The sequence below is a fragment of the Helicobacter sp. CLO-3 genome (assembly GCF_001854545.1).
Taxonomy (GTDB): Bacteria; Campylobacterota; Campylobacteria; order Campylobacterales; family Helicobacteraceae; genus Helicobacter_B.
Map to the genome: position 1 here is coordinate 1 of NZ_MLQN01000025.1, position 25,567 is coordinate 25,567.

21 protein-coding genes are annotated in these 25,567 nt (G+C 43.9%); 10 read left to right on the forward strand and 11 right to left on the reverse strand.

Annotated features, from left to right (window positions below; translation table 11 throughout):
- Positions 1–128: 128 nt before the first annotated feature.
- The 8 genes from BKN38_RS07215 to BKN38_RS07245 form a co-directional block, all read right to left on the reverse strand.
- Complete coding sequence (locus tag BKN38_RS07215) at positions 129–509, reverse strand: hypothetical protein (RefSeq protein ID WP_070957756.1); 381 nt, start codon at positions 507–509, stop codon at positions 129–131.
- A gap of 478 nt (positions 510–987) precedes the next feature.
- On the reverse strand, positions 988–2,109 hold the full coding sequence (locus tag BKN38_RS07220) for an ABC transporter permease (RefSeq protein ID WP_066458060.1): 1,122 nt from the start codon (positions 2,107–2,109) through the stop codon (positions 988–990).
- Positions 2,106–4,022, reverse strand: coding sequence for an ABC transporter permease (locus BKN38_RS10380; protein WP_082942676.1), 1,917 nt, complete (start codon positions 4,020–4,022; stop codon positions 2,106–2,108). The genes BKN38_RS07220 and BKN38_RS10380 overlap by 4 nt, the downstream gene beginning before the upstream one ends.
- Before the next feature lie 10 nt (positions 4,023–4,032).
- Positions 4,033–5,016 (reverse strand): HlyD family secretion protein, encoded by a 984-nt coding sequence (locus tag BKN38_RS07230; RefSeq protein ID WP_066458052.1) that lies wholly within the window; start codon positions 5,014–5,016, stop codon positions 4,033–4,035.
- Positions 5,017–5,098: 82 nt separating this feature from the next.
- Positions 5,099–5,788, reverse strand: coding sequence for a BspA family leucine-rich repeat surface protein (locus BKN38_RS11500; protein ID WP_233712912.1), 690 nt, complete (start codon positions 5,786–5,788; stop codon positions 5,099–5,101).
- 326 nt (positions 5,789–6,114) lie between these two features.
- On the reverse strand, positions 6,115–7,179 hold the full coding sequence (locus BKN38_RS07240) for a BspA family leucine-rich repeat surface protein (RefSeq protein ID WP_233712921.1): 1,065 nt from the start codon (positions 7,177–7,179) through the stop codon (positions 6,115–6,117).
- Positions 7,180–7,236: 57 nt separating this feature from the next.
- Positions 7,237–7,437, reverse strand: coding sequence for a hypothetical protein (locus BKN38_RS11150; protein ID WP_172798615.1), 201 nt, complete (start codon positions 7,435–7,437; stop codon positions 7,237–7,239).
- Positions 7,438–7,493: 56 nt separating this feature from the next.
- Positions 7,494–8,705 carry a BspA family leucine-rich repeat surface protein gene (locus BKN38_RS07245; RefSeq protein WP_104720824.1) on the reverse strand — a complete coding sequence of 404 codons (1,212 nt, stop codon included), beginning with the start codon at positions 8,703–8,705 and terminating at the stop codon, positions 7,494–7,496.
- Between the two features lie 199 nt (positions 8,706–8,904).
- On the opposite strand from BKN38_RS07245, the gene pstC reads away from it, so the two are divergent.
- The 3 genes from pstC (at position 8,905) to BKN38_RS07260 (ending at position 11,692) form a co-directional block, all read left to right on the forward strand.
- Entirely contained in the window at positions 8,905–10,482 is a 1,578-nt protein-coding gene (gene pstC, locus BKN38_RS11980; RefSeq protein ID WP_233712930.1) for a phosphate ABC transporter permease subunit PstC, read from the forward strand.
- Positions 10,483–10,852: 370 nt separating this feature from the next.
- Entirely contained in the window at positions 10,853–11,275 is a 423-nt protein-coding gene (locus BKN38_RS07255) for a hypothetical protein (protein ID WP_066455437.1), read from the forward strand.
- 39 nt (positions 11,276–11,314) lie between these two features.
- Positions 11,315–11,692 carry a hypothetical protein gene (locus tag BKN38_RS07260; RefSeq protein ID WP_066455435.1) on the forward strand — a complete coding sequence of 126 codons (378 nt, stop codon included), beginning with the start codon at positions 11,315–11,317 and terminating at the stop codon, positions 11,690–11,692.
- A gap of 202 nt (positions 11,693–11,894) precedes the next feature.
- Here the strand turns inward: BKN38_RS07260 and BKN38_RS07265 are convergent, their stop codons facing one another.
- Together BKN38_RS07265 and BKN38_RS07270 are read right to left on the reverse strand one after the other, a co-directional pair.
- On the reverse strand, positions 11,895–13,637 hold the full coding sequence (locus BKN38_RS07265) for a 2-hydroxyacyl-CoA dehydratase (RefSeq protein WP_233712932.1): 1,743 nt from the start codon (positions 13,635–13,637) through the stop codon (positions 11,895–11,897).
- A gap of 24 nt (positions 13,638–13,661) precedes the next feature.
- Entirely contained in the window at positions 13,662–16,751 is a 3,090-nt protein-coding gene (locus BKN38_RS07270; protein WP_066455433.1) for an acyl-CoA dehydratase activase, read from the reverse strand.
- A 253-nt stretch (positions 16,752–17,004) separates the two neighbouring features.
- Here BKN38_RS07270 and BKN38_RS11985 point away from each other — a divergent pair, with 253 nt between their 5' ends.
- The 7 genes from BKN38_RS11985 (at position 17,005) to plsX (ending at position 22,850) form a co-directional block, all read left to right on the forward strand.
- Positions 17,005–18,534, forward strand: a complete 1,530-nt coding sequence (locus tag BKN38_RS11985) for an McrB family protein (protein ID WP_066455427.1) — start codon at positions 17,005–17,007, stop codon at positions 18,532–18,534.
- Complete coding sequence (locus BKN38_RS07280) at positions 18,531–20,147, forward strand: McrC family protein (protein WP_066455424.1); 1,617 nt, start codon at positions 18,531–18,533, stop codon at positions 20,145–20,147. The genes BKN38_RS11985 and BKN38_RS07280 overlap by 4 nt, the downstream gene beginning before the upstream one ends.
- A gap of 141 nt (positions 20,148–20,288) precedes the next feature.
- Positions 20,289–20,702 carry a nucleoside-diphosphate kinase gene (gene ndk / locus BKN38_RS07285; protein WP_066455449.1) on the forward strand — a complete coding sequence of 138 codons (414 nt, stop codon included), beginning with the start codon at positions 20,289–20,291 and terminating at the stop codon, positions 20,700–20,702.
- A 40-nt stretch (positions 20,703–20,742) separates the two neighbouring features.
- Positions 20,743–20,877: a hypothetical protein gene (locus tag BKN38_RS11990; protein ID WP_256325566.1), complete on the forward strand. Its 135-nt coding sequence runs from the start codon at positions 20,743–20,745 to the stop codon at positions 20,875–20,877.
- Positions 20,878–21,072: 195 nt separating this feature from the next.
- The gene (locus BKN38_RS07295; protein WP_066455446.1) at positions 21,073–21,420 is read left to right on the forward strand and encodes a hypothetical protein; all 348 of its coding nucleotides are present in this window, start codon (positions 21,073–21,075) and stop codon (positions 21,418–21,420) included.
- 15 nt (positions 21,421–21,435) lie between these two features.
- On the forward strand, positions 21,436–21,585 hold the full coding sequence (gene rpmF / locus BKN38_RS07300) for a 50S ribosomal protein L32 (protein ID WP_066455421.1): 150 nt from the start codon (positions 21,436–21,438) through the stop codon (positions 21,583–21,585).
- A 284-nt stretch (positions 21,586–21,869) separates the two neighbouring features.
- Positions 21,870–22,850 carry a phosphate acyltransferase PlsX gene (gene plsX / locus BKN38_RS07305; RefSeq protein WP_066455444.1) on the forward strand — a complete coding sequence of 327 codons (981 nt, stop codon included), beginning with the start codon at positions 21,870–21,872 and terminating at the stop codon, positions 22,848–22,850.
- A gap of 1,066 nt (positions 22,851–23,916) precedes the next feature.
- Here plsX and BKN38_RS07320 read toward each other — a convergent pair.
- Positions 23,917–25,563 carry a methyl-accepting chemotaxis protein gene (locus BKN38_RS07320; RefSeq protein WP_158655954.1) on the reverse strand — a complete coding sequence of 549 codons (1,647 nt, stop codon included), beginning with the start codon at positions 25,561–25,563 and terminating at the stop codon, positions 23,917–23,919.
- Positions 25,564–25,567 lie beyond the last annotated feature (4 nt).

Consider the following 25,567-nt stretch of genomic DNA (forward strand, 5'->3'; position numbering starts at 1 on the left):
CCTTATCCCCCTGCACCCCCAAACCCCCGACGACACCTTCAAGGTGCCGCACTTCGTGCGAAGATTTGATTTGATTAAAAAATCCTTGCGGATTTTTTGTATGAGAATCTAAATCATACGACTCACTCTCATAATTTTGCCTTCTCTCTCTCTCTCTCTCTCTCTCTCTCTCTCTCTCTCTTAGAAGCTAGCTCAAATCTTTTGCATAAAAGGCGCTTTTTTAGGCTGACAAACGAGAAGCTAGAGAATCCACCAAAAGCACCAAAAAAGCTATGCAATCCGCCGCACAACCCACCGCGCGTGATAGCTAGTGCTATCAAAAAGTTTATAATAATCGAGCCAAGCAAAATAGGCAGATATTCCACCTTCCAAAAGGTATAGAAAAAGAGCGAAGCAAGCACCAAAAAGACTTTGCTAGAATCATAAGCGTTAAAATGTCGCAGCGTGTGATAACCAATCCAAACAATAGGCAAAAACGCAAAGATAAAAATATAAGAGGAGAAGATCATTGAGGTCCTTTGTGTTTGTTTTAATGGTTTAGTGTCTTTGGTTTATATGTTTTGGCGCGGTTTATAGTTTAGCGCGTTTTTTGATTTTTGGCTTTTTAGCCTTGTTTTTGGTGTATTTTACACTTTTTTGTTTGGTGTTTGTGATATTTAGATTCTGGTTGGAATCTAGTTTTTGCGTAACTTTTGTAACTTAGATTCTTGCTGGAATCTGAGTTGTTTGGCGCATTTTATGGTCTATTTTATTTTGTCATTGCGAGCGTCGCGAAGCAATCCATTTAGTGCTTTTGGATTGCTTCGTCGCTTTGCTCCTCGCAATGACGATTGGTAGATTCTAGTTTGGATGGCTTGCAAAAACAGAATCCAAATCAAAAAACGCGTGATTTTAGTCTAAAAATTTTTAATATCACATAAATGTTTGCTTGCGAAATTTTGCAAATTTTGCGCACCGCTAAATTTTTTGCATTAAAACGGCTGTAGCCTATCCCTCGCGTTTGCGTGATAGTATCCACACAGCTATGCCAAAGCTAAAAGCGCCAAGCGCGAGAAGTGCTAAAAAATGCCCGATGATGCTAGTAAAATCAGCGCCCATCTGATTTAGCGACAAAAATCCGCGCACACCATGAAATGCTGGCACAAGATACGCAATCTCTTGCAAAAACTCCGGCAGCAAATCGCTAGGCCAGATAAATCCCAGCAAAAACACCAGCGGCATCGATGAGATAAACACCACTTGCGTAGGGATGCTCTCATCCTCCAAACACACCCCAAGACACACGCCTACACTCGCGCAGCATAGGATAAACGCCAGCGCAAAGCACCAAAACTCCAGCAAATCCGCATGCACGCTCACCCCAAACAGTGGAAAGAAAATCCCAAAATACACCAAAAACCAGCACACATAAATCCCGCCAAACGCGACCACACGCGCACTCAAAAGCTTTAGCGGGCTGACTTGTGCGAAATACCCGCGCTCCCCTCGTTTATATAGCTTGTTTTGATACGCGCTCAAAATCCCACACCCAGCGATTAGTGTTTGATGCAGGATAAACACTAGCACCGCTGCTAGCGCGTAGTTGATATACCCAAGGCTTGGATTATAAAGCGCGATAGGCTCATACGAGATGATTTGCGCGCTCAAAAGATTGTGCGATTTTTGCTTCCTTATCTCATCATTTAGCGCATCTATGGCATTATGCACGCCTTCGACTATCGCGCCATACACCAAAAAATACGACGCATTTCCCATATACGACACCACCGAGCCCACGCCACTTTGCGCGCTTTTTTCAAATCCTTTTGGGATAGAGAGCGCGCCGCCGGCTTGTCCGGATTCTATGAGTTTTTGCGCTTCTTGCAGAGAATCCACTTCGCTTAGAAGCTCGATTTGCGGAGTCGCGCCCACGAGGAAAATGAGCCGCTTGCTTAGCGCGCTTTTATCATCATCGATGATGACTAGCTTTTGCGCGCTCACCACATCGCCAAGATATGGCATAGGATACAGCAGCCCATACACCATAGAGCCGATAAATACGACTAGCACGACTACTTTATTGCTAAAAATCGCTTTGTATTCTTGCAATATCAGCGCCCAAAAGCTCATGCGCGCGTCCTTTTTAGCGCATAGATTCCAGCACCCAATGCGAAAAACAGCAAAAATCCGCCAAGCCCGCCGATAATCTGAAACGCCTTATCCAAGCCCCCGCCATAGTTTGCCTGCTGGACATAGAGATTCATAAAATGCGAGATAGGCAAAAAATTGCTCCAAAAATACGCCAAAAAATTCATAGAGTTTTGCGGATAAGTGATGCCTGCAAATGCAAGTGAGGGCGCGGTATATACGGCAACTACGCCGATAGTGGCTTTGAAATCGCCAAGCACAGATTGCACAAACACCACCACGCCATTCACCCCGCACACCAAAAGCGCGATGCCAAAAAGCAAAATCCATATATCCCCGCGCGTCTCATAGCCGAGGTTTTTTAGAAACATCACCATGCAAGTGCCCCAAAACACAAACACCAGCGAGTTAAACGCGTATCGTATAAAAAGGCTTTTGGTGGTTGAAGGCGCGGATTTTAGCAGGTGTATCATGCCTAGCGCGCTTAGGATTTGCAGCATGCAGGGCAAAAGCAGCGTCAAGAGGAATTGCGTATAATTGCTGCTTGGGTTATAGAGTGCTGTGATTTGCGAGAAAATCGGCATCGCCTTAGCTTTGGCAAGCGTCATATTTTCGACTTCGATAAGGTTTGTCGCCACCCATTGCGTAGCATCTAGCGTGCCTATGACTTGCGCGAACGCGCTATTTAGCGATTTGCCCACCAGCACAAACTGCGCGTTGTAATACAGCGCGACTTTTGCGCCATTTTTTAGCTTGATGTCGCGCTCGTAGTTGTAGGGAATGACGATGAGCGCATAGATTTTGGCGGTGGCGAGATCTTGTTTGGCCTCTGTGATAGAGTGGTATGCGCGCGTGATTTTCATCGCTGGGAGGTTGTTGGCATTGTAGATTAGCTCATAGCTTGCGCTTGAGTGGTCTAAATCCACCACGCCCACAGGCAAATCGCGCGGCAAAGATGCCATAAACACCGCGTATATGAACCACGCGATAAGCAAAGGCAGCACGAAGTAAATCAGAAAAAGCACCTTGCGCCTGCTTAGGAATTTCCATAGCTGGATGATGAGCTTGGTGTAGGGTTTGGATGCGGGTTTGGGCTTATCGTCATTGCCAAAAAAATTTGTTTTTTTGTCATTGCGAGCCGCATTTATGCGGCGCGGCAATCCATTGTCGGTTTGATTTATCGCAGAATCTGCGCTTTTTGTTGATTTGGATTCTACTTTTCCGCCATTACTAAAGAAACTCACTTTGTTCGTTTTGCGAGTCGACTTGTCGGCGAAGCAATCCATTTGAGCGGATTCTGCATTTTCTGCCAATTTAGATTCTGCGCTTTGTGTGCCTTCTTTGGATTCATGAAAAAACTCGCTTTGCGTTATCTTTATGGATTGCTTCGTCGGCTGCGCCTCCTCGCAATGACGATTGGCAGAATCTACATCGCGCGCAGATTTTGGCGTGCTAGAATCTAAATTTTTGTCATTACTGAAAAAACTCGCCTTTTTGGATTCTGCTACATTAAAGAAAATTGTTTTTCCGTCATTACTAAAGAAACTCACTTCGTTCGTTTTGCGAGCGAGGGCGTAGCTCGAGCGCGGCAATCCATTATCGTTTTGATTTATTGCAGATTCTGCATTTTTTGCCAATTTAGATTCTGCGCTTTGCATGTCTTTTGTAGATTGCTTCGGATTTTTTAAATCCTCGCAATGACGATTGGTAGATTCTACATTGCCCGCAGATTCCAGCGCGCGTGCAGAATCTAAATCCTGCGCGGATTCTAGTATTTCTCTAGATTCTGGCATTTCCCTAGTCGCCTGCGCGGATTCTGCCAGCCTTTTAGGCTCCAGCCCAGAAAGCGCAGAATCCAAATCTTTTGCAGAATCCACCGACTTTTTGCCTTTCATATCGCGCGCTTTATTTTTCTATAGTGATGATAGCGCTCATGCCGATGCGATACTCGCCGCTATTTTCCAGCGGTAGCGCTTCTATCTCAAAGCTTCGCAAATCATAGCCTTTGGAGCCAGAAGTCGCGCGCCAAGTCGCAAAATCGCCAAGCACTGACACATACCGCACTCTAAATCGCCGCTCCTCCCCAAGCGCTGGCAAAAACGCGCTAAACTCGCTCCCCTCTTTGAAATGCTCCAAATACTCCTCGCTCACACTTAGCCTAAGCCACGCATCATTATTATCGACTATCATCACCACCGGGAATCCCGTGGGGCTTAGCTCGCCCTCATGCAGCAGGATATTTGCCACCTCGCCATCATTTGGCGCGTAGGCTTGCATATCTTTGATATATGCTTGCACCTCGCTTAGCTGCCCGCCCGCGGCGATTTCTTTTTGTTTGGCGGCTTCTTTGGTTTCTTTGGTCGCGCCATCAAGCGCTATTTTATACTGCTGGTATGCGGTGTTTTCGCTGTATTTGGCGTTTTGGAAGGCGGTGTATGCCTCATCGCGCCTTTGTAGGCTTGCGACACCGCTTTTATACAGCTCTTCTATGCGATTATAGGTGTTTTCGCTAAGCTCGCGCATGGCTTTGGCGCTCTGATAGATATCGCGCGCAGAAGTGATAGTCTCTACTCTCGCGCCCTTGTGTGCTTCTTCTGACATCGCTTTGGCGGCTTCATAGCCCGCTTGCGCTTGGGTGAGCTTGGCTAGCACTTCGGGAGAATCTATCGTGAAAATGAGCTCGCCTTTTTTGACTTTGTCGCCTCTTTTTACCAACACCGAGCCCACGCGCCCGGCGAGTTTGGAGCTTACGCTGTATTCTCTGGCTTGGATTTGCCCTTGGATTTGCTGGGGTTTGGGCGCGTATGCTTTGTAAAAACTTATGACAAGCCACACGACAAGCACCGCAGCGATGGTGATGACAAAGCCTATTTCAAATCGTTTTTTCATAAGTGGTTTGCTCCTTTGCAGATTTGGTTTAGCCAAGGGTTTGGCGGGTTTTGGTCGCGCTTTATCATCGCTCCATCTTGCATTAGCGCTTTTTATACCACTTCGGCGGCTTAGATTCTAGCGGGGAGTCAGCAAACATACCTTCTGTGTCCGCGTCTTTATTTATTTGCCAAGAATCTAGATTCTGCTTGAAAGATTTTGCTTCTTCAAACATGCCATCCATATTTATAACATTACTGACATCCCACTTATTAAGCGGTTGGTTGAAAGCTTGCGCGCCATAAAACATACTGCTCATATCTGTAACGCTACTTACATCCCAAGATTCTAGTGGCTGGTTGAAGGATTTTGCACCCCAAAACATACTCTCCATATTTGTAACATTGCTGACATCCCAAGTCTCAATCCCGCCAAAATCCTTGCGCTCGCTATCTTCAAACAAAGAGTCCATATCTGTGATTTTGCTGGTATCTATCGTGTCTAGTTTGATGTTTTCATTGCGCAGTAGTTCTGCGAGTTCATCGTATGTCTGCGGGTGGTAAATGTGCTTTGATGTGTCGGTCAAAGGGTTGGTGTTTGCTTGCAGGCTAGAATCTAGCATTAGCGCAAAAAGGCAGGCAAGGGCTAGCTTTTTAAACATTTTTAGATTTGGCATTTTTGATTTTGGCATTTTTAGATTCTGCGTCACGCTCGCGTTTTGTGGCATTTTTAGCATTTTTAGATTCCACGCTTCGCTGGCGTTTTGTAGTATTTTTAGATTCGGGGTTGTCATTTTGACTCCTTTGTAATTTGGCTTTGGCATTATACTTTAAAATCGCTTTTAGATTCTGCACTTTTTGGATTCTAGTGTTTTGCGAGGAGCAAAGCGTAAGCTTCTTTAGTAATCCATAAAAACCGCAGAATTTTGTCTAAATGGATTGCTTCGCCTTGCTAGCGCAAGTCTCGCAACGACGAAAAAATTTCTTTAGCAAAGCGTAGCTTCTTTAGTAAAGCGCAAATTTCTCCAGCAACGACAAATCCAGATTCTAGATTCTAGAATCTAGCCGCGCTTTGTCACCATCACAAAGCTATTTTTTAGACTCTTTGTCTATTTTCTAGCTATTTTTTTAGTTGCTTATCTAGCCACTCTTTGTGCCATTTTGGCGGATTGGATTTGAGCGGTGAGTCGGCAAACATGATTTCTTGCTGCGCATCTTTATTTACTTGCCAAGAGTCTAGATTTTGATTAAAGGATATTGCCATCCAAAACATATATCTCATATCTGTGACATTACTCACATCCCATTTATCTAGCGGCTGGTTGAAGGCTGTTGCATTGCGAAACATGCCAAACATATCTTTTACATTGCTAACATTCCAAGCTTCAAGCGGCTGGTTGAAAAAATCTGTGTAAGCAAACACCGAGTACATATATACAACATTACTCACATCCCATTTATCAAGCGGCTGCTTGAAAAAATATGCCTCATAAAACATAGCTTCCATATTTGTGACATTACTCACATCCCAAGAGTTTATATTTTGATTAAAGCCTATTGCATCGTGAAACATATTTTTCATGCTTGTGACATTGCTCACATTCCATTTATCTAAGGGCTGATTGAAGTTTGTTGCGCTTTCAAACATATTTTTCATATTTGTGACGCTGCTGACATCCCAAGAATTTAGCGCTTCATTAAAGGATTTTGCCATGTAAAACATACTTTCCATATTTTCTACACTGCTGACATCCCAAGTTTTTAGCGGCTGGTTAAAATATCGCGCATACTCAAACATATGGCTCATATCTTTGACATTACTCACATCCCAAGTCCAAATCCCGCCAAAATCCTTGCGCCCTCCAGCGGTGTTTTCGCAGTTTTGCCTATATGGCATAGAGCCTTTGTTTCTTACTTCCCTGCAACTCACAGATGAAGTATCTGCAAACAAAAAGCTCATATCAGTGATTTTGCTGGTGTCTATGGTGTCTAGTTTGATTTTTTCCTTGCGTAGTAGCTGCACGAGCTCATCGCGAGTTTGTGGGTGGTATTTGTGCTTTGATGTGTCGGTGAGGGGATTTGTGTTGGCTTGCAGGCTAGAATCTAGCATTAGCGCAAAAAGGCAGGCAAGGGCTAGGTTTTTAAGCATTTTTAGATTTGGTATTTTTGGATTCTGGGCTGTCATTTTTGACTCCTTCGTATTCGCAATTTAGCTTTGGCATTATACTTCAAAAGTCGCTTTTTAGATTCTAGTGCTTTTTAGATTCCAGCGCTTTTGCCACTTTTTAAGTTTTGTCATCGTCATTGCGAGGAGCAAGGCGACGAAGCAAAGCGCTAGCTTCTTTAGTAATCTATCAAAATGCAGAATCTGCCTCAAAATGGATTGCCGCGCTCGAGCTACGCTCTCGCTCGCAATGACGAGGAAGGTTTTTAGCAACGACAAATTTAGATTCTGCGCTTTTTAGATTCTAACACTTTGCGAATTCCAGCGCTTTTGCCTTATCTCTGATACCACCATTTTGGCGGTTTAGATCCCAGTGGCGAGTTTTCAAACATACTATGTCGCACAGCATCTTTATTTACTTTCCAAGATTCTAGATTCTGCTTAAAAGACTCCGCATGTCTAAACATCCTTCTTAAGTCCTCGACTTTGCGGACATCCCATTTATTAAGTGGCTGGTTGAAAGACGCTGCGCCATCAAACATGTTTCGCATATCTCTTACATTGCTGACATTCCAAGAGTTTAGCGGTTGATTAAAAGATGTCGCGCTATTAAACATACCGCCCATATCTCTTACCTTGCTGACATCCCATTTATCTAGCGACTGATTGAAGGATTTCACCCAAGCAAACATATTTTTCATATTCTCCACATTAGAGACATCCCAAGAATCTAGTGGCTGGTTGAAAACTTTTGCACCATGAAACATATCGCTCATATCTTTGACATTGCTGACATTCCATTTATCTAGAGGCTGGTTGAAAGATGTCGCCCCAGCAAACATAGCATTCATATCCTCCACTTTGCGGACATCCCAAGAATTTAGCGACTGGTTGAAAGATTGCGCATGATAAAACATATAGAGCATATTCTCGACATTGCCGACATCCCAAGAATCTAGTGGCTGGTTGAAGGATTTTGCTTCAGCAAACATACGATGCATATCTGTTACTTTACTGACATTCCAAGAATCTAGCGGCTGGTTGAAAGATGCTGTGCCCCAAAACATATAGCTCATATCTGTGACATTGCTAACATCCCAAGATTCTATCCCGCTAAAATCTTTTCGCCCTCTAGCTGCATTTTCGCAATTTTGCTTATATAATTCAGCCTCCTTACATCCCAGCAAATCGCATCTATTGCTAGAAATATCCGCAAACAAAAAGCTCATATCAGTGATTTTGCTGGTGTTTATCGTGTCTAGCTTGATGTTTTCATCTTTTAACAGCGCTACTAGCTCATCGCGCGTCTGCGGGTGGTGCTGGTGCTTTGGTTTGTCAGTGAGGGGATTTGTGCTGGCTGCATTGTTTGAAAAAATATTACAAGCGCTAAACATCAAGCCAAGCGCAGCTATGCTGATAAAGGCTAGCTGTCTTAGATTTGGCAGTTTTGGAGTTAGCCTCTTTAGATTTAGGCTTTTTAGATTTAATTTTTTTAGATTCTGCGCTTTGCTGGCGTTTTGTGGCTGGGTTAGATTCTGCATTGTCATTTTGACTCCTTGCAATTTAGCTTTGCATTATATCTTAAAAGTCGTTTTTAGATTCTAGCGGTTTTGTCTTTTAATTTTTGCCCTGCCTTTTGGCGTGGATTTTACATATTTTTTACATAGCGTTTGCAAATCTTTACGCGCAGAATCTATACTCGCAAATATCCGCAAAAGCGCAAAATCACAAATATCAAGGGTAAAAATGCCAGCAAAACGCATAAAAATCAAAGTGCAATTTCACATCGCCAAGCGCAATTACAAACGCCTCATCAAGCGCCTATTGCGCCAAAACGCGCAGAATCCAGCGCGAGATGCTTACAGCTCCGCTACGAGCCTAGATCCTAGCCTAGAATCCGCACTCCAAACAAGCGCACCAAGCGCAACCGCGCCTTTGTCAAGCGCGCTAAATCCTCATCCAAACCAAAGCGCACTACAAAACATCGCGCAAAATACGCCACAAAGCACGACTCAAAATCCATTCACACAAAGCACATTTACACAAAACGCATTTTTGCGAGACGCGCCACAAAGCATCACGCAAAACGCTTTGCAAAACACGCCGCCAAACGCAAGCACGCTGCCACATATTCCCCAAAACATTCCCGCGCAAAACACGCATCTTTCATACACCAAGCATTTATCAAGGCTATTTGGCAGGTGGGTTAGCAGGCAGATTTATATCCTAAAGCTGCTTTGGCGCCTAGCGTTGAGCCAGAATCCGCAGAATCTGAAAAATCCAAAAAATCAGCGCGCGCACCAGATTCTAGACCAGAATCCACTTTTGCCAAAATCCGCGCAAAAAAGCGCATCCAAAGCCTCGCCCAAAAGCGCACCCAAAACATCACAAAAATCCGCGCAAAAATCCGCACTTGATGACGCCTCATTCACCAGCGCATCTATAAGCGCGCTTCAGCTAGAGCAGCGCGCCCAGCTCAAAGCCATTTTGCTAGAAAAATTTATGAGCGCGTTATTTTTGCTTTGCGCGATTTTGTGCGTGATTTCTGTGCTTGCGATTTGCCTATTTTTGTTTGGCAATGCCATCCCCACCATCGCAAACATCGGCGTTGTGGATTTTATCTTTGGGATGACTTGGAAGCCTTCAAATGAGGTTTTTGGCATTTTCCCTATGATTGTGGGGAGCATCATGGTGAGCGCGCTTGCGATATGTTTTGGCGTGGGCGTGGGCGTGTTTAGCGCGGTGTATTTGGCGTATTTTTGCAGCGCCAAAGTGCGCGCGGCACTCACTCCTTGCGTGGAGCTGCTGGCGGGGATCCCTTCTATCGTGTATGGATTTTTTGGCTTGGTGGTGCTCGTGCCGCTGGTGGGCGATGTGTTTGAGACGAGTGGCAAAGGCTTGCTGACCGCTGGAATCCTGCTAGGGCTTATGATACTTCCCACCATCATCCTCATCTCCAAAACCAGCATCGAAGCGGTGTCAAAATCGTATTATGAAGGCGCGCTGGCACTTGGGGCTAGCAAGGAGCGCGCGGTGTTTTTTGTGCTGCTAAAAGATGCCAAAAGCGGGATTCTAGCTAGCATCATACTTGGAATGGGGCGGGCTATCGGCGAGGCGATGGCAGTCATCGTGGTGGCGGGCAACCAAGCCATGATACCAGAATCCATCACAGATGGCTTCCGCACACTCACGACAAACATCGTGCTAGAGCTCGGATACGCGCAGGATCTGCATAGAGAGGTGCTTATCGCGTGTGGCGCGGTGCTTTTCGTGTTTATCCTGCTTTTAAACCTAAGCTTTAGCGCATTATCCAAAAGGGCGTAGGGTTTTAAAAACTTTAAATGGTTTTTAAGAGTTATCTAAGATGCGGAATCTGCATTTTTTTGGATTCTAAACTTTTTGGATTGTTTTAGAAGACCAATAAAATTGAGTCAAAATCGCGTGATATGAGATTAGGGCTTGGAGATGATGCTTTGGGTTCGCATCTCAATGTAGGGGGCAGGATATTGCAATGCGTGTGGTTTTTTGTGGTGGTTGCGCGTAGTTGCTATGGGGCGCTTTTTGGCAAAAGTTAAGCATTTTTCAAGGCAGAATTTCTCTCTGCATCATTTTAAAAAATCTTAAAAACAAAAGCAATTTCAGAAAAAATTTATATATATATAATCGAGCCCTAATTCAAAATTAAGGAGTTCTTATGCAACAAGCATTGGCACTTGAGCGATATGCTGCATTGGATGCTGAGTATAGCTCGGTAAATTGGGACAAAATAGCTGTATGGCTACATAGCAAAGGTTTATCTGTGGAGATGACAGAATTATTGCTGGGATTATTGGAGCACACCGAAAAAGTGGGTAGCAAGGTAATCAATGTTGGCAAAATAATTGTTGGTAAGATTGTTGAGTTTATACATAAATATCCTGCTACTAGCGCTTCTATTCTGGCTGTGCTTGCACTCAATACATTAATAGCCAGTGTTCCTCTTTTGGGTCCTGCATTATCGACTATAGTTACTGCATTTGCTCTTCCTGCTGCATTGCTATTTGGGACACAAATTGATGGCAAAAGTGTAGTTGAGCTGGCAAAAGATTTTTTTTGCATTAACGGCAGAAATATTTAATGCTATCTTTGGCAAATAATATTATTAAAAGGAGATAAAATGAGTCAAGAAACAAAAAGTCCAGTGAAGGATATTGAAGAAAGCGTAACTAATGAGGATATAAAAAAACACAATGAGGAAAAGCCAATAATTGCTAGCAAAGTGCTTGGCGAGAATGGGGGCGCACTTATTGCAGGTGGTGCTGCTAGTGCTGCTACCGTAGCAGCGGTAACGCCTTGGGCTGCTGGCATACCAGTTGTTGGTGCTCTTTTTGCTCCAGCCGCTGCAGCTGTGGCTCTACCTGCAGTTGGAGTTGGGGTAGCAGCGTTTATATCTGTTAAGCTATTCCAAAGAATGGGAAAAAAAGGCAACAAGCTTAAAGAGCAACACGAAGAAAGAGTTGAAAGATTGAAAGAATCGGAAAAACTCAAAAAATAAGCTGACATCAAACCCAGAGTATCACCACCAAAATGGTGGTGATACATCAAATAAGCAATCTTAGATTCTATAGCCGTGCTTGTCGCACGCTATAGATTTATTACTACACTAATTCCTTGCGTGCGTTGCTAAAAAGTCTATCGACGAAGCGAAAATCAAGCTCCTAAAAAAGCGCGCAAGAGACAACGCGCTTTTTAAAGGTTTAGGCTAGTTCTTTGCGTGCGTTGCTTAGCATTAGCTTTATACGATTTTCTTGATTTACGCGCGTAGCGCTTGGATCATAGTCGATTGAGACAATGTTGCTTTGTGGATTTTTCTCTTTTATCACCTTCATCATACCGCGCCCGACGATATGATTTGGCAGACACCCAAAAGGCTGCGTGCAGACGACATTATTCACGCCCTGCTCGATAAGCTCTAGCATTTCAGCAGTGAGTAGCCAGCCCTCACCCATATTCATCGCCTCGCTCACATAGCCATCAGCAAGCGATTTTGTATGCTTAAACGGACTTGGCGCGCGGAAAACGCCGTGCTTTTGAATCATTTTTATCATATCTTTTTGCTTCCCGCAGAAGTATTCAAACACCACGCGATAAATCATCCTTGTAAGCCACTTGCCGCCATACATTTTGTTTTCCACAATGCTATCATTGATGCAATACAAGCAAAAATCTAGGAATCCGGGTATCACCACTTCGCAATTTTCACTCAACAAAAAGTCCTCAAGGTTATTGTTCCCCAATGGCGAGAATTTGATATAAATCTCACCCACGATTCCCACCTGCACCTTTTTCTCCGCGCTTCGTGGAATGCTTGCAAAATCATCGAGAATCTCTTTTATATCTTTTTTTAGCGCTTTGTAGCTTGTAAGCCCCTTGTTTGTGCCCGGCGTCGTGATTCTCTCCACCCATTTGGCGATTTTTGCCTCTGTATCGCCTTTGTTTAGCTCATAGGATTTGCATTGGTTTGAAATATGCATTAGCAAATCGCCATAAATGATGGCGGATAGGAAGTTTTGCAGCATTGGGCGTGTGACGCTAAAGCCTTGATCGGCCTCTAGCCCGCTAAAGTTTAGTGAAATCACTGGAATCTCGCCAAAGCCCGCTTTATTAAGCGCTTTGCGTAAAAGGTGGATATAGTTGCTCGCGCGACAGCCACCGCCGGTTTGCGTGATGAGAAGCGCGACTTTGCTTAGATCCCATTTGCCACTTTTTAGCGCGTCAATCATCTGCCCTATCACAAGAAGCGCAGGGTAGCAAGTGTCATTATGCACATTTCTCAAGCCCTCATTCACCACGCCTGCACCTTCATTGTGGAGCAGTTCAGCCTTGTAGCCATGCAAATGCAAGATATTTACCAAAAATCTAAAATGTATCGGAAGCATCATTGGCACAAGGATTGTGTGGGTGTCTTTCATCTCTTTTGTGAAAGGCACTTTGGTAATCTCGCGATTTGTTTTTAGGATGCTATCCGTGCTGGAACCGACATTCCACTTACCTATGCTTGGCGTTTTGCCGCTGTTTGGCAAAGCGGTAGAATCTGGGCGGAAATTCACAAGAGATTCTTTTGCGCTTTGCGCGATTCCTTGAGTTTTACGCACGAGATTTTCTGCGACGCCTTGCATAGAATCTTTGGCATTTTGTGCGACTTCGTTGGCGAGCCCTTTGGCGTTTTGTGCCACTTCACTAGCAAGTCCCTTAGCATTTTGCGCCACTTCGTTGGCGAGCCCTTTAGCATTCTGCGCCACGCCCTGCACGCTTGAAGCAACTTCACTTGCCACGCCTTTTGCGCTCTGTGCGGCGCTTTGTGCTTTTTGCGCTACGCTTTCGGCTACTTCACTAGCAAGCTCTTTTGCATTTTGTGCCACGCCCGCGACTTCATGTGCCAAATCTTGCGCGTTTTGCGCGCCTAAGCCAAGTGTTTGAGTGTTGATTTTTTGTGTCATGTGTTCTCCTTAAGTGTTTATCGCTTAGTTTATCAAAGCCATCATTTTACGCATTTCTTTTTGCGCGTGGGTGTTGTGGAAAAGTATGCTTTGGGTGAGCTTTGATTTTTGCCCGCTCATTTTTTCTTCCATAGCGCCTAGGAGCGAGCGGATTCTGATTTTTACAGCGCCAAGGTTACTAATCTCATCGATTTTTAGCTGAGTGTAGAATCTCCCTCGCGCTTCCAAAATCGCGCGCACCTCATCGGTGGTGATGGAATCTATCCCGCAGCCAAAGCTCACAAGCTGGACTAGCTCGATATTATCATGCGCGCAGACAAACTCCGCAGCATTATAAAGGCGTGAGTGGTAGCTCCATTGATTTAAAATCTGCAAATCTTTTGCCGTAGCCAAATGCGAGATAGAATCCTCACTCAAAACCACCAATCCAAGCGAGTTTATAAGCTTATCAATGCCATGATTTATCTCTGGGTCGATATGATATGGACGCCCGCTTAGCACGATCGCTTTGAGATTATGCTCTTTTATATATGCTAGGTTTTTCTCACCCTCTCTTTGGATATCATCAAGCCATGCTTCGCGGAATGCATACGCCCTATCAAGCGCTTTTCTAAACTCGCCTTTACTTGCGCCTAATTCTTTTTTGAAAAAATCTAGGCTTTTTGCAAAAAACTCTTCTTTTTTATGCAAGCCAAAATACGGATAGAGGAATTTTACCTCGCGCAGTCTATCGACATTTGCATTCAGCAATTCTGGGTAATAAGCCACCACCGGGCAATTGTAATTATTTGTGCTGGTGTCTTGGTGTTTGGCATCAGATTCGAAGTTGTAACTCATGCAAGGATAGAAAATCTTTTCCACGCCCCTATCCATGAGGTTTTCTATATGTCCGTGCTGGAGCTTTGCTGGATAGCATACAGTATCACTTGGGATGCTGTATTGCCCTTTGGCAAAGGTTTTTCGCGTGGTGATATCAGAAACCACCACTTCATAGCCTAGCTCGCTTAAAAGCGTATGCCAAAAAGGCAGATTCTCATACATATTGAGCCCTAAAGGGATGCCGATTTTCCCACGCGAGCCAAACTTCACCGCGCAATGCTCTTTATCAAAATCCTTGTATTCAAACATATTTTTGAGCTTACTAAGCTTGTAATCATACATATTTGGCAAGTGCAAGACTTTCTTAAAGCCTAGCGGTTTGTCGCAACGATTGCCAGAGATAAACTTTTTCGCTCCTTGCGCGTTACCAAATTTGTTTATCGTTAGGTTGCAGTTATTCCCGCAAATCTTGCAAACCGTGGCTGTCGCGGTGTGCTCAAATCCTTGCAACTCTTCAGGTGTAATAATGCTAGATTTTGCTAGATTTAGCCCTTGCGCGTAGAGTGCCGCGCCAAACGCACCCATAAGCCCGCTGATTTTAGGGCGGATAACATTGCGCCCGATTTCTTTCTCAAAACTTCTCAAAACCGCGTCATTGTAGAATGTCCCGCCCTGCACGACAATCTGCTGTCCCAAATCATCCGCATCGCGCGCGCGGATGACTTTGTAAATCGCATTTTTCACTACACTCATAGAAAGCCCAGCGCTGATATCTTCGATGCATGCGCCTTCTTTTTGCGCCTCTTTTACCGAGCTATTCATAAACACGGTGCAGCGACTTCCAAGCTCCACAGGGCTTTTAGATTCTAATCCTAGCTTTGAAAAGCTTGCCACATCATAGCCCATCGAGCGCGCAAAAGTCTCTATAAAGCTCCCGCAACCGCTCGAGCAAGCTTCATTTAGCATGATAGAATCTATCGTTTGGTTTTTGATATAAAAGCATTTGATATCCTGCCCGCCGATATCGATGATAAAATCTACTTGCGGATTGAAGTGCTGTGCGGCTTTGAGGTGTGCCATCGTCTCCACAAGTCCGGAATCTAGCCCAAATCCAGCCTTTATAAGCTCCTCGCCATAGCCTGTTACTGCGCTTCCTTTGATATTGATTTTATCGCCGAAATTTTCATAAATATAATTTAGCTGCTCGAAAATCACACTTGCGGGGTTGCCTTGATTTGAGTTATAAAATTGATAGAGAATGCGCGCGAAATCATCGATTATCACAAGCTTTGTCGTCGTCGAGCCACAATCTATGCCGATATAGCAATCTATCTTTTTAAATCCGCCCGCCTTGTAGGCTTCATCGATGCTTATCTCATCTACGCTTGCATCTTTATGACGCGCCACAAACTCCTCGTATTCTTTAGAATCTGCAAAAAGTGGTTCAAGATATTTATTTTTACTTGCGACATTTTTAGATTCTACAAGCTTTGCGATGAGACTATCGCAGGTATAGGATTTTTCATTTTCCCTCGCACAAAGTGCCACGCCGATAGACACAGAATACTGCGCGTAGTCTGGGAAAATCGCATGTTCGTTATCAAGCTTCAAACTCTCTTGGAATCGCTTCTGCAAGCCTTTGTAGAAAAACAATGGCCCACCCAAAAACATCACTTTTCCGGCGATTTTGCGCCCTTGCGCTAGCCCGCTTATGGTTTGATCCACCACCGCTTGAAAGATACTTGCGGTAATGTCTTTTTTATTCACACCTTGATTGAGGAGTGGCTGCACATCAGTTTTGGCAAACACGCCACAGCGCGATGCCACGGGGTAGATTTTATCCGCGCTCAATGAAATCTCATCAAACTCTTGCGCGCTAATGGCTAGCAGTGTCACCATTTGATCGATAAAGGCACCTGTCCCGCCAGCACATGAACCATTCATCCGCTCTTCTGTCCCACCGCTTAGGAAGAGAATCTTTGCATCCTCGCCACCTAGCTCGATGACACAATCCGTATCTGGCTCTAGGAATTTTATCGCTTCAGCCGTGGCAAACACTTCTTGCGCGAAGTCAATCCCAACAGCCTTGCAAATCCCAAATCCAGCCGAACCAGAAATGGAAACCTTAAACTCGCGCTCGCCGATAATATCGCGCAAGCCCTCCACAATCTCGATGCTTTTCTCGCGCACCTTGGAATAATGGCGCTCATATTTTTTGTAAATAATCTCATCGCCATCCATCAATGCGATTTTTGCCGTCGTGCTCCCTATATCAATGCCTAAAGTCAGTCCCATATCTAACACCCCTTGAATCTATAAAAGTGCTTATTGTAGCAAAAATATTGTGAATTTGGGGGAAAAATTTGGATTCTAAATCGTGGGTAGATTCTGGCGGAGTCCGGCTGGTTTTTGGCTGGAATCTGAATTGGATTCTGCGTGGCGAGCATGAAGCTAACGCAAAAATTATTTGTGCTTTTTGTGTGTTTTTGCTATTATTTGCGGTTTTAGAATCTGGGTTATTGCCAATATTTATGCTTAAGGAGAAAATATGTCAGAAAATAGCGAAGCACAAAAGATACAGCCAAAAGCACAGCCGCTAAACCAAATCCTCTATGGATCTCCGGGCACAGGAAAAACTTATGCGACTATCGATAAGGCGCTGGAGATTCTGGGGATTGACATAGAGAATCTAAAGCGCAAGGAGCGGAAGGCTAAATTTGATGAGTTTAGGGAATCCGGGCAAATCGAGTTTGTGACATTCCACCAAAGCTATTCTTATGAGGAGTTTGTAGAGGGGATAAAGCCTGTTTTTGTAGATAAGGATAATGACAAGAAAGAGCATTTTGGCGGAAGAGAAGATGAGGCAAACCAGCTTGAAGATGGTATGGAAAGTGGTGAGTGTAGGGGCAAAATCGATAAGCTGGGAAATCTTTTTTATGAAGTTAAGGCTGGTATTTTTAAGGAGCTTTGCAATAAAACAATCGAATTTAGTCCAATAGTGAATGATAAAATCATCAATGATTTTATAGATTTTTTCAGGGGATGCTTTAATTTTGGAGCCATAGCATTAGTAGAGCACAAAAATTGTATATTTAAATTAGAGAATCAAAAAATCATGATGGATGCAGGTAGGTATCACATAATAACACATATGGGCTGCACTGATTATAGTCATGAAAATGGAGTTTCATCTTGTATACAAAACGTAATAAAATGTTTTAAAAGCGCCAAAGATTTTAATAGTAAAAGTCGCAATGACAGGTGGGGGGAATTTAGGAAGGTTTTTAATAAGGAAAAGATAGAAAAATTTCTCAAACACAGGCCAACATGCACTGAGGAATTTTTCTTCAAGCATTACGATGCGGTAGCAGATTGCTTTTTTAATATTTACTTAAAACAACGCCACAATCATGTCCTCATCATCGATGAAATAAATCGCGGGAATATTTCTAAGATTCTAGGCGAGCTTATCACGCTTATCGAGCCTAGCAAAAGACTTGGCGCAGAAGAGGCTTTACAAGTCACACTTCCTTATAGTGGCGAGACTTTTGGTGTGCCAAATAATCTTTATATAATAGGCACGATGAATACTGCCGATAGAAGCATCGCCATGCTTGATACTGCGCTGCGTAGGCGGTTTGAGTTTGTCGAGATGATGCCACAATGGGGCAATGAAAATATAAACAAGGATTGCGATGGCGTAAATTTACAAAAGCTTTTAAGGATTTTAAATGAACGCATAGAATTTTTACTTGATAGAGAGCATGCGATAGGGCATGCGTTTTTTATAGGCGTTGATAGTATCGAGGCTTTGCAAGGCGTGTTTAAAAACAAAGTCATTCCGCTTTTGCAAGAGTATTTCTATGATGATTATGCCAAAATCGATGCGGTGCTAAATGGTAATGGTATGATAAAAGCAAAAAAAGATTCGAGTTTTGCAGAGCTTTTTGACTCTAAATTTGGCGAGCTAGATAGCGAAAAAGTGATTTATGAAATCACAGATTCTAATAGCTGGAGTCTAGAAAACTTCCAAAAAATATATAATTTTAAAAAACCGGATGAAAACCAAAACCAATGAGCCTAAAAAATACCAAAAATACCCTAGCTATAGCAGAATGGCAAAGCTTTGGTATAAGTGACATAGAAAAATCTTTGGTGCGCGGTGGCGCGCTGGATTCTAGCGCCAAGACAAAAGCAGAAAGAGCATTTAAAGAACTACAAGATTTTGCCAAAGAAAAGGAAAATCAAAAATTTATTAATTTTTATGGTGCCAACCAACTAAAAGCGCAAAATTTTGTAGGACTCATACAAACCAAAAGCGGCTTTTGTCTAGAGATTTTGCCAAAGATTTTTCGAGATGATATCAAGCTATCGCAAGCAGAATCTATGCAAAAAGAGCCAAGTGAAAATAGCAAAAATAGCGCAGATTCTGCAATCTCACCAGAATCCAAAAACACAGAATCTAAAAATATAGAATCCAAAGACAAGGATTCCGCTAGCCCCACGCTCCAAGCGCGCACTTTGCTTATAAATCTTCTAAAATCCCTGCGCGATTCGCCATTTAAACAAAGCAATATCGCATCGCTACACACGCAAAATATGCCACTCCTTGAGGTGTTTGTGCGTATGTTTCTAGGCGAGCTAGACAGGCTTATCAAGCGCGGAATCAAAAGCGACTATATACTAGAGGAAGAAAATCGATTATTTTTAAAAGGAAAGCTACTTTTTAGCGAGAATCTAAAATATAATTTCGCACACAAAGAGCGCTTTTTCACCCAAAGCGATGAGTATAGCCCAAATATCGCGCCAAACCGCATCATATCAAGCACACTAGCACTTTTATCTACTCAAAATTTTTCATCCGAAACAAGCAGGATTCTAAACCAAATGCGATTTATTTTTGCCGACATTCCACCAAGCAGACACCTAGAATCCGATTTTGCCAAATCTCATCAAAACGCCAATCTGCGCCAGTTTGACGCGTATCAAAATATCCTTGCATGGTGTGCGATATTTTTGCGTCATCACTCCCCTACGCCTTATAATGGCGTGCATAAAGCATTTGCTTTATTATTTGATATGAATGAGCTATTTGAGTCATTTGTAGCACAAGAATTAAAAAAATATTCCAAAAATACTGATTTTTATATAAAAACCCAAGAAAATAGCAAATATCTCATCACACACAATGGCAAAAATAAATTTAATATGCGCCCAGATATTGTGCTGTATAAAAAAGAAGAAACTCAAAATAAAAATATCATCGCAATCGCTGATACCAAGTGGAAAATGCTAGATTTTGCTAGAGCAGATTCTGGCATCTTGCAGGCGGATTTATACCAGCTTTTTGCCTATCTTGCCAAATATGAGGCGCATCATGGCATCATCATATATCCGCGCATAGATGAGGTGCGCGAGATTTGCTATAAATATAGAGCGCATATTTATACTAGCGCGCCTACAGAATCTAGCGCAAATGCGGATTCTAGCGCAGAATCTAAAGCTGATGCAAAATCTAGCGCGCAAGATTCTAGCCACAAAAATCAGCCGAGTCTTACTATCGCATTTTTTGATGTGAGGGCATGGAGCGAGCCTGACACGCTGCATAAAAATCATGAAAAATACCAAATCGCGCAAGATGCCACCAGCGATTTTGCAGAAAAATATTTAAAAATCCTTGAGATACTTTAAACTAGGCAGATTCTATTTTTTTGCATTTGCGATAATTTTCGCGCGTTTTGGCGCGCTCGCATCGCGCCTATCCGCATTCATTGTTATTTAAGCATTGCTAGATTATAATCACAAATTGCAAACTTTTAAGGAGATTTTATGGTGGAGCAAACATTATCTATCATCAAGCCAGATGCCGTGAAAAAGGGCGCGATAGGCAAGATCATCGATCGCTTTGAGACAAATGGGCTTAGAATCGCGGCGGCAAAAAAGCTACAGCTATCCAAATGCGACGCGCAGGCGTTTTACGCGGTGCATAAAGAGCGCCCATTTTTCGGCGATTTGGTGGATTTTATGATAAGCGGTCCGGTGGTGGTCATGGTGCTAGAGGGCGAATCTGCTGTTAGCAAAAACCGCGATCTTATGGGCGCTACCAACCCTAAAGAAGCGGCTCCGGGCACTATCCGCGCGGATTTTGCGGAAAGCATCGATGCAAACGCAGTGCATGGCAGCGACAGCCCAGAAAATGCGAAAAATGAAATCTCGTTTTTCTTCGCTGCACGCGAGATTTGCTAGGCTAAGATTTACTTTAGGGTTGCTTGGATTTGCTAGGCTTTTGTTTGGGCTAGGCTCTGCCAAGTTTCTGCTGGATTTTGCCAAGATTTGCTTGGGATTTGGCGATGCAAATCCAGAATTTAGCCTGCCAAAGCAATGCACGCAGGCAAGCGATAAGCGATATAAAATGCTTTAAAGCACATAATCAAATCGCGCAATCGCCTTAAAATCGCATTAAAATTGCGCCAAATTTAGAAACGCCCGCCAGCCAAAAAAACATTAGCCAAAAAAGCGCTAGCCAAAAGTGCCAACCAAAACGCCAAACAAGCCGGCGCCAAAACCAAAGCCAAACAAAACCAAAACCAAAGAAAACGAAAAAGACACCAAACAAATGCGTATAGAAATGAGAAAGATTCACGCCACCCCTAGGGATTTTCGCCTAGAGAAAGATGGCGTGGTGTTTCATGGAAGCATAAGCGTCAAATCGCAGAATCTATATCTGCTACAAGCGCGCCTAGAAGGGCAGATAAGCCTAGTGTGCGACAGGAGCGGCGAGGAGTTTAGCAAGGCACTTAATGATGATTTGGTTTTGTATATTGCAGATGGATTCTGCGATACACAAAGCCAAAGCTTTGATACATTTGATGTGATTGAGTTTTTCGATGGCTTTATTGATTTGGATTATATCTTGGAAAGCGAGATTGCATCCATTCAATCCGACTATCACACAAAAGATTAACCTAAGGAGTTTCACATGGCAGTCCCAAAACGAAGAGTCAGCAAAACGCGCGCGGCAAAGCGCAGGACGCATTACAAAGTAGCGCTAGCTAAGCCTATCAAAGACAAAGATGGCAGCTGGAAATTGCCACATCATATAAATAAATTTAGCCGCTCATACAAATAATTTTTGCTAGCGTGCTAGTGTGCTGGCGCGGTTTGCGTGACTTCGCTCTAGTTGCGTTTATCTTGTGCTGATTGTGCGCCTCGCGCGTGTTTGCGCCCCCTTGTGTTTTTTATAGTTTGTGGCGTTTTAGATTTTGGTTTTGCTCGCGAGATCTAACAATCCAGAATCTAGATTCCGGAATCTAAAATGTGAGAATCCGCAAAACACCCACACAAGCCACCAAAGCACAAAAGCTAAAATTATTTGACAAAAGCCTTTGTAAAGTCTTTTAAGGAGAGGCTATGATGCGAATTGCAGTAGATGTCATGGGCGCGGATAATGGCGTGCCGCCTATCGTTCAGGGCGTGCTCGATGCCTTGCGCCACAAGGATTTCAAGGCATTGTTGGTGGGCGATGAGAAAGAGATCGCCCCGCTTGTGCCAAGCGATCTTGCTAGCAAAGTAGAGATCGTGCATGCGAGCGACTACATCCGCATGGAAGAGAGCGCGACAGATGCGCTCAAGAAAAAAGACGCCTCCATATACATCGCCACCGATTTGGTGCGCGAGGGCAAGGCGGATGCGGTGGTCTCGCCCGGACACAGCGGCGCTACCATGAGTCTAGCCACCTTGCGACTAGGGCGCATTGATGGCGTGAGCCGCCCAGCTATCTGCACGCTCATGCCTACCATCACAGACAAGCCCAGCATGATCCTAGATGCCGGCGCGAACACCGACTGCAAGAGCGAGTATCTAGTCGAGTTTGCCATCATGGGCTATGAATACGCCAAAAGCGTGATGGGATACGAGAATCCGCGCGTGGGGCTTTTGGCAAATGGCGAGGAGGATTCTAAGGGCAATGAACTCACCAAAGGCGCTTTCAAGCTGCTAAAAAGCTATCCATTTTTCAAAGGCAATGTAGAGGGCAACGACATATTTAATGGTAGCGCGGATGTCATCGTGTGCGATGGCTTCAGCGGCAACATCGTGCTAAAAGCGAGCGAAGGCGTCGCAAGCTCGATAAGCCATATCTTAAAATCCGAGATAAAATCCTCTGCGCTTGGCATGCTAGGCGGACTTTTGCTAAAAGGTGCATTTGCCAACCTCAAAAAGAAAATGGACTACGCAGAATACGGCGGCGCACCACTGCTAGGCATACAAAAAGTAGTCATCATAAGCCATGGCAAATCAAACGCCAGAGCGATAGAAAACGCGGTATATCAAGCCATCCGAGCGCTAGATTCTGATGTCTGCGGGCAAATCGCCCGCGCTTTCAAGCAAGGCTAGCGCGACTTTTGCCTAGATTTTGCATATTTTGCGCATTCTACATGGATTTTAGTTTAGATTCTGCCAAGGTCTAAGCCTGTCACTACTAGAGAAACCTTTTTTTGTCATGACTGAAGTGAAGAAACGGCACTTCGTTTGTTTTGTGGGGATTCTGCAAATCCGAAGCAAGCGTTAGCTTCTTTAGAAAAAGCTGGCGATTTGCAACAAGGATAAAGGCAGAAGATTGCAGACAAGAAAGTCAAGACCAAAATGCAGAATCTAGCAAGATTTGGATTCTGCTATAAATCCAGAATTCAAAAGCACCTTGCATTTATAGATTGTTTCGTCGGCCTGCGGCCTCCTCGCAATGACAAAAAAAGTGCAAGTGCCAAAGATGCAAAAGTATCAAGCACGAGCGCCAAAGGCAAAAAAGCAAATGGTAAAGCGCCAAAAAGGCGCAAGCCAAGCACAAAAACAAAAAAGATGAAGGGCGAAGCAAAAGCGTAATCTTCTTTAGAAGACAAACAAAGTGGGTTTCTTTAGAAAAGAAAGGTGACTAGTAAGCCAGGATAAATACAAAAGATTGGCGACGAGAAAGCCAGAATATAAAAATCATAAAATGCAAAGCTGATTTTGGCATTTAAATAGATTGCTTCGGATTTTTCAAATCCTCGCAATGACAAAAATATGCCAAATAAGAAAAACCGTCATTGCGAGCGTAGCGAAGCAATCTAGAAAACCTAAGAAAAATCAAAAAGCGCTTGCACTTCGTGCGAAGGTTTTGTTTTTATTGAAAAACCTTCGGATTTTTGTGGATTGCTTCGTCAGCTACGCCTCCTCGCAATGACAAAAAAGCGCGAGTGCAAATCCAAAGCAAAATGCCAAAAAACAAAAAAAGAGCAAAGGGCGAAGCGAAAAAGCGCGAGTGCAAATCAAACAAAGCGGCAAGCAAATGCGGGTGCAAAAACAAAAATTAAGCGCAAGTGCCAAAGGCAAAAAGCAAAGAGCAAAACACCAAAAGGCGCAAGTCAAGCAAGAAAACAAAAAAAGCACAGGCGCAAAAAGTAGAAAGCCAAAACGCAAAATTTTACAGCTTGAAAAATCCTATGTTTTCTCTAAGCTTGATAGAGATATTTTCTAGTTCAGAGATTGCGCTAGAAGTTTTGCCCATAAGCGTCATTGTGTCATTAGAGACTTTTACCATTTCTTGCATGCCTTCTTGCACCTTTTTCACGCCCTCTTCTTGCTGTCCTGATGACTCGCTCACATCTTTTGCCTTTGCCAGCGAGTCAGAAGCCTGCTCTTTTATCTCATCAAGCAGATTTGAAGTGTGCTCGGCGAGCTCCATGCTTTTTTGCGCGTATGGGACGGCTTGATTCATAGAATCTGAAACATGCTGGATTTCTTCTTGGATATGCTTTATCATCATAGAGATTTGAGAAGTCGCTGATGCTGTGCGCTCTGCTAGGTTTCGCACCTCATCCGCTACGACGGCAAATCCTCGCCCATGCTCGCCTGCGCGCGCAGCTTCGATAGCGGCGTTTAGTGCGAGCAAGTTTGTCTGATCGGCGATTTCTGCGATGAGGCTTGCGCTTGAGCCTATTTCGCTAGATTGTTTTTGTAGCTCTAGGATTTGGCTAGCGGAGGCATTTACCATTTGCGTGACTTCATCGATGGCTTGTTGCGTGTTTGTCATCACTTCTTGCCCTTTTTTGGAGAGCTCTAGCGTTTTTTCGGAGTTTTCTTCAGTTTGTCTAGCGATGGTGGCGATTTGCTCGATGCCTTGCGCGATGTTGCCTATCTCGCTAGCAGAATGATTGGCTGTGTCGCTTTGCGATACTGCGGCTTTTTGTGAGTTGGCACTTGCGCTTGCGACAAGCTGGGTGTTTTTGAATATCCCATTAGCAGAATCCAAAATCTCACTCACAATACCCCTTAGCTTCTCTTGCATCGCGGCGATATCATCTAGCATACTTCCGCGCTTGGCTTTTATGGATTCTGATAGATTGCCGCTGGCGATGAGTTTCACGCTGCGTGATGCGGTGTTGGGCTCGCCGCCTAGCATATGTGAAAGGTGCCTTATGATAAAAAACGCTATCAAAACGCCAAGTATGATAGAGATGACGACACTTGCGCCAAACACCGCTTCAAACACATCTACCACTCTTTCTACCACCGGCGTTATCGCTTGGTTTTTGCTCTCTTCTAGGTTGATAAACTCATTTATCACTGCAAGCCAAGAGACAAAAATCGGGCGCACTTCATTGAGCTTTGCCATCGCTTGATCTTCGCTGCCTGTGCGTTTTAGCTCGATGATGCTATTTATGAGAGGCAATGCTTTGGTATCGATAGCATCGATGCGCGATAGGATTTCTTTCTCTTGCGCATCTAGCATTTTGGTATCTTCAAAGCTAGACTTCATCCGCGCGCGTGCATCAGTGTAGTTGGATTCTAGCTCGCGGATTTCTTTCACGACAGAATCTAGCGTAAAAGGGCTTTGTGATGCGTGCAGCACGACATCTCTTATAGATATCGAGCGGTCATGCACGCTGCCGCGGAAGTCTATCGCCACGCGCTGTTTGGCAGAATTTACATTATTTATCTGCTTTAGCTGCGAGTCGATGAAGCTTATTTGCGTTATCGCATAGACACAAAGCGCTAGTATAATAGCGCCAAAAACAGCATATCCAATACCCAAAGTCACAAAAACACTCAAAGGCTTTTTTTCTTTCATTTTC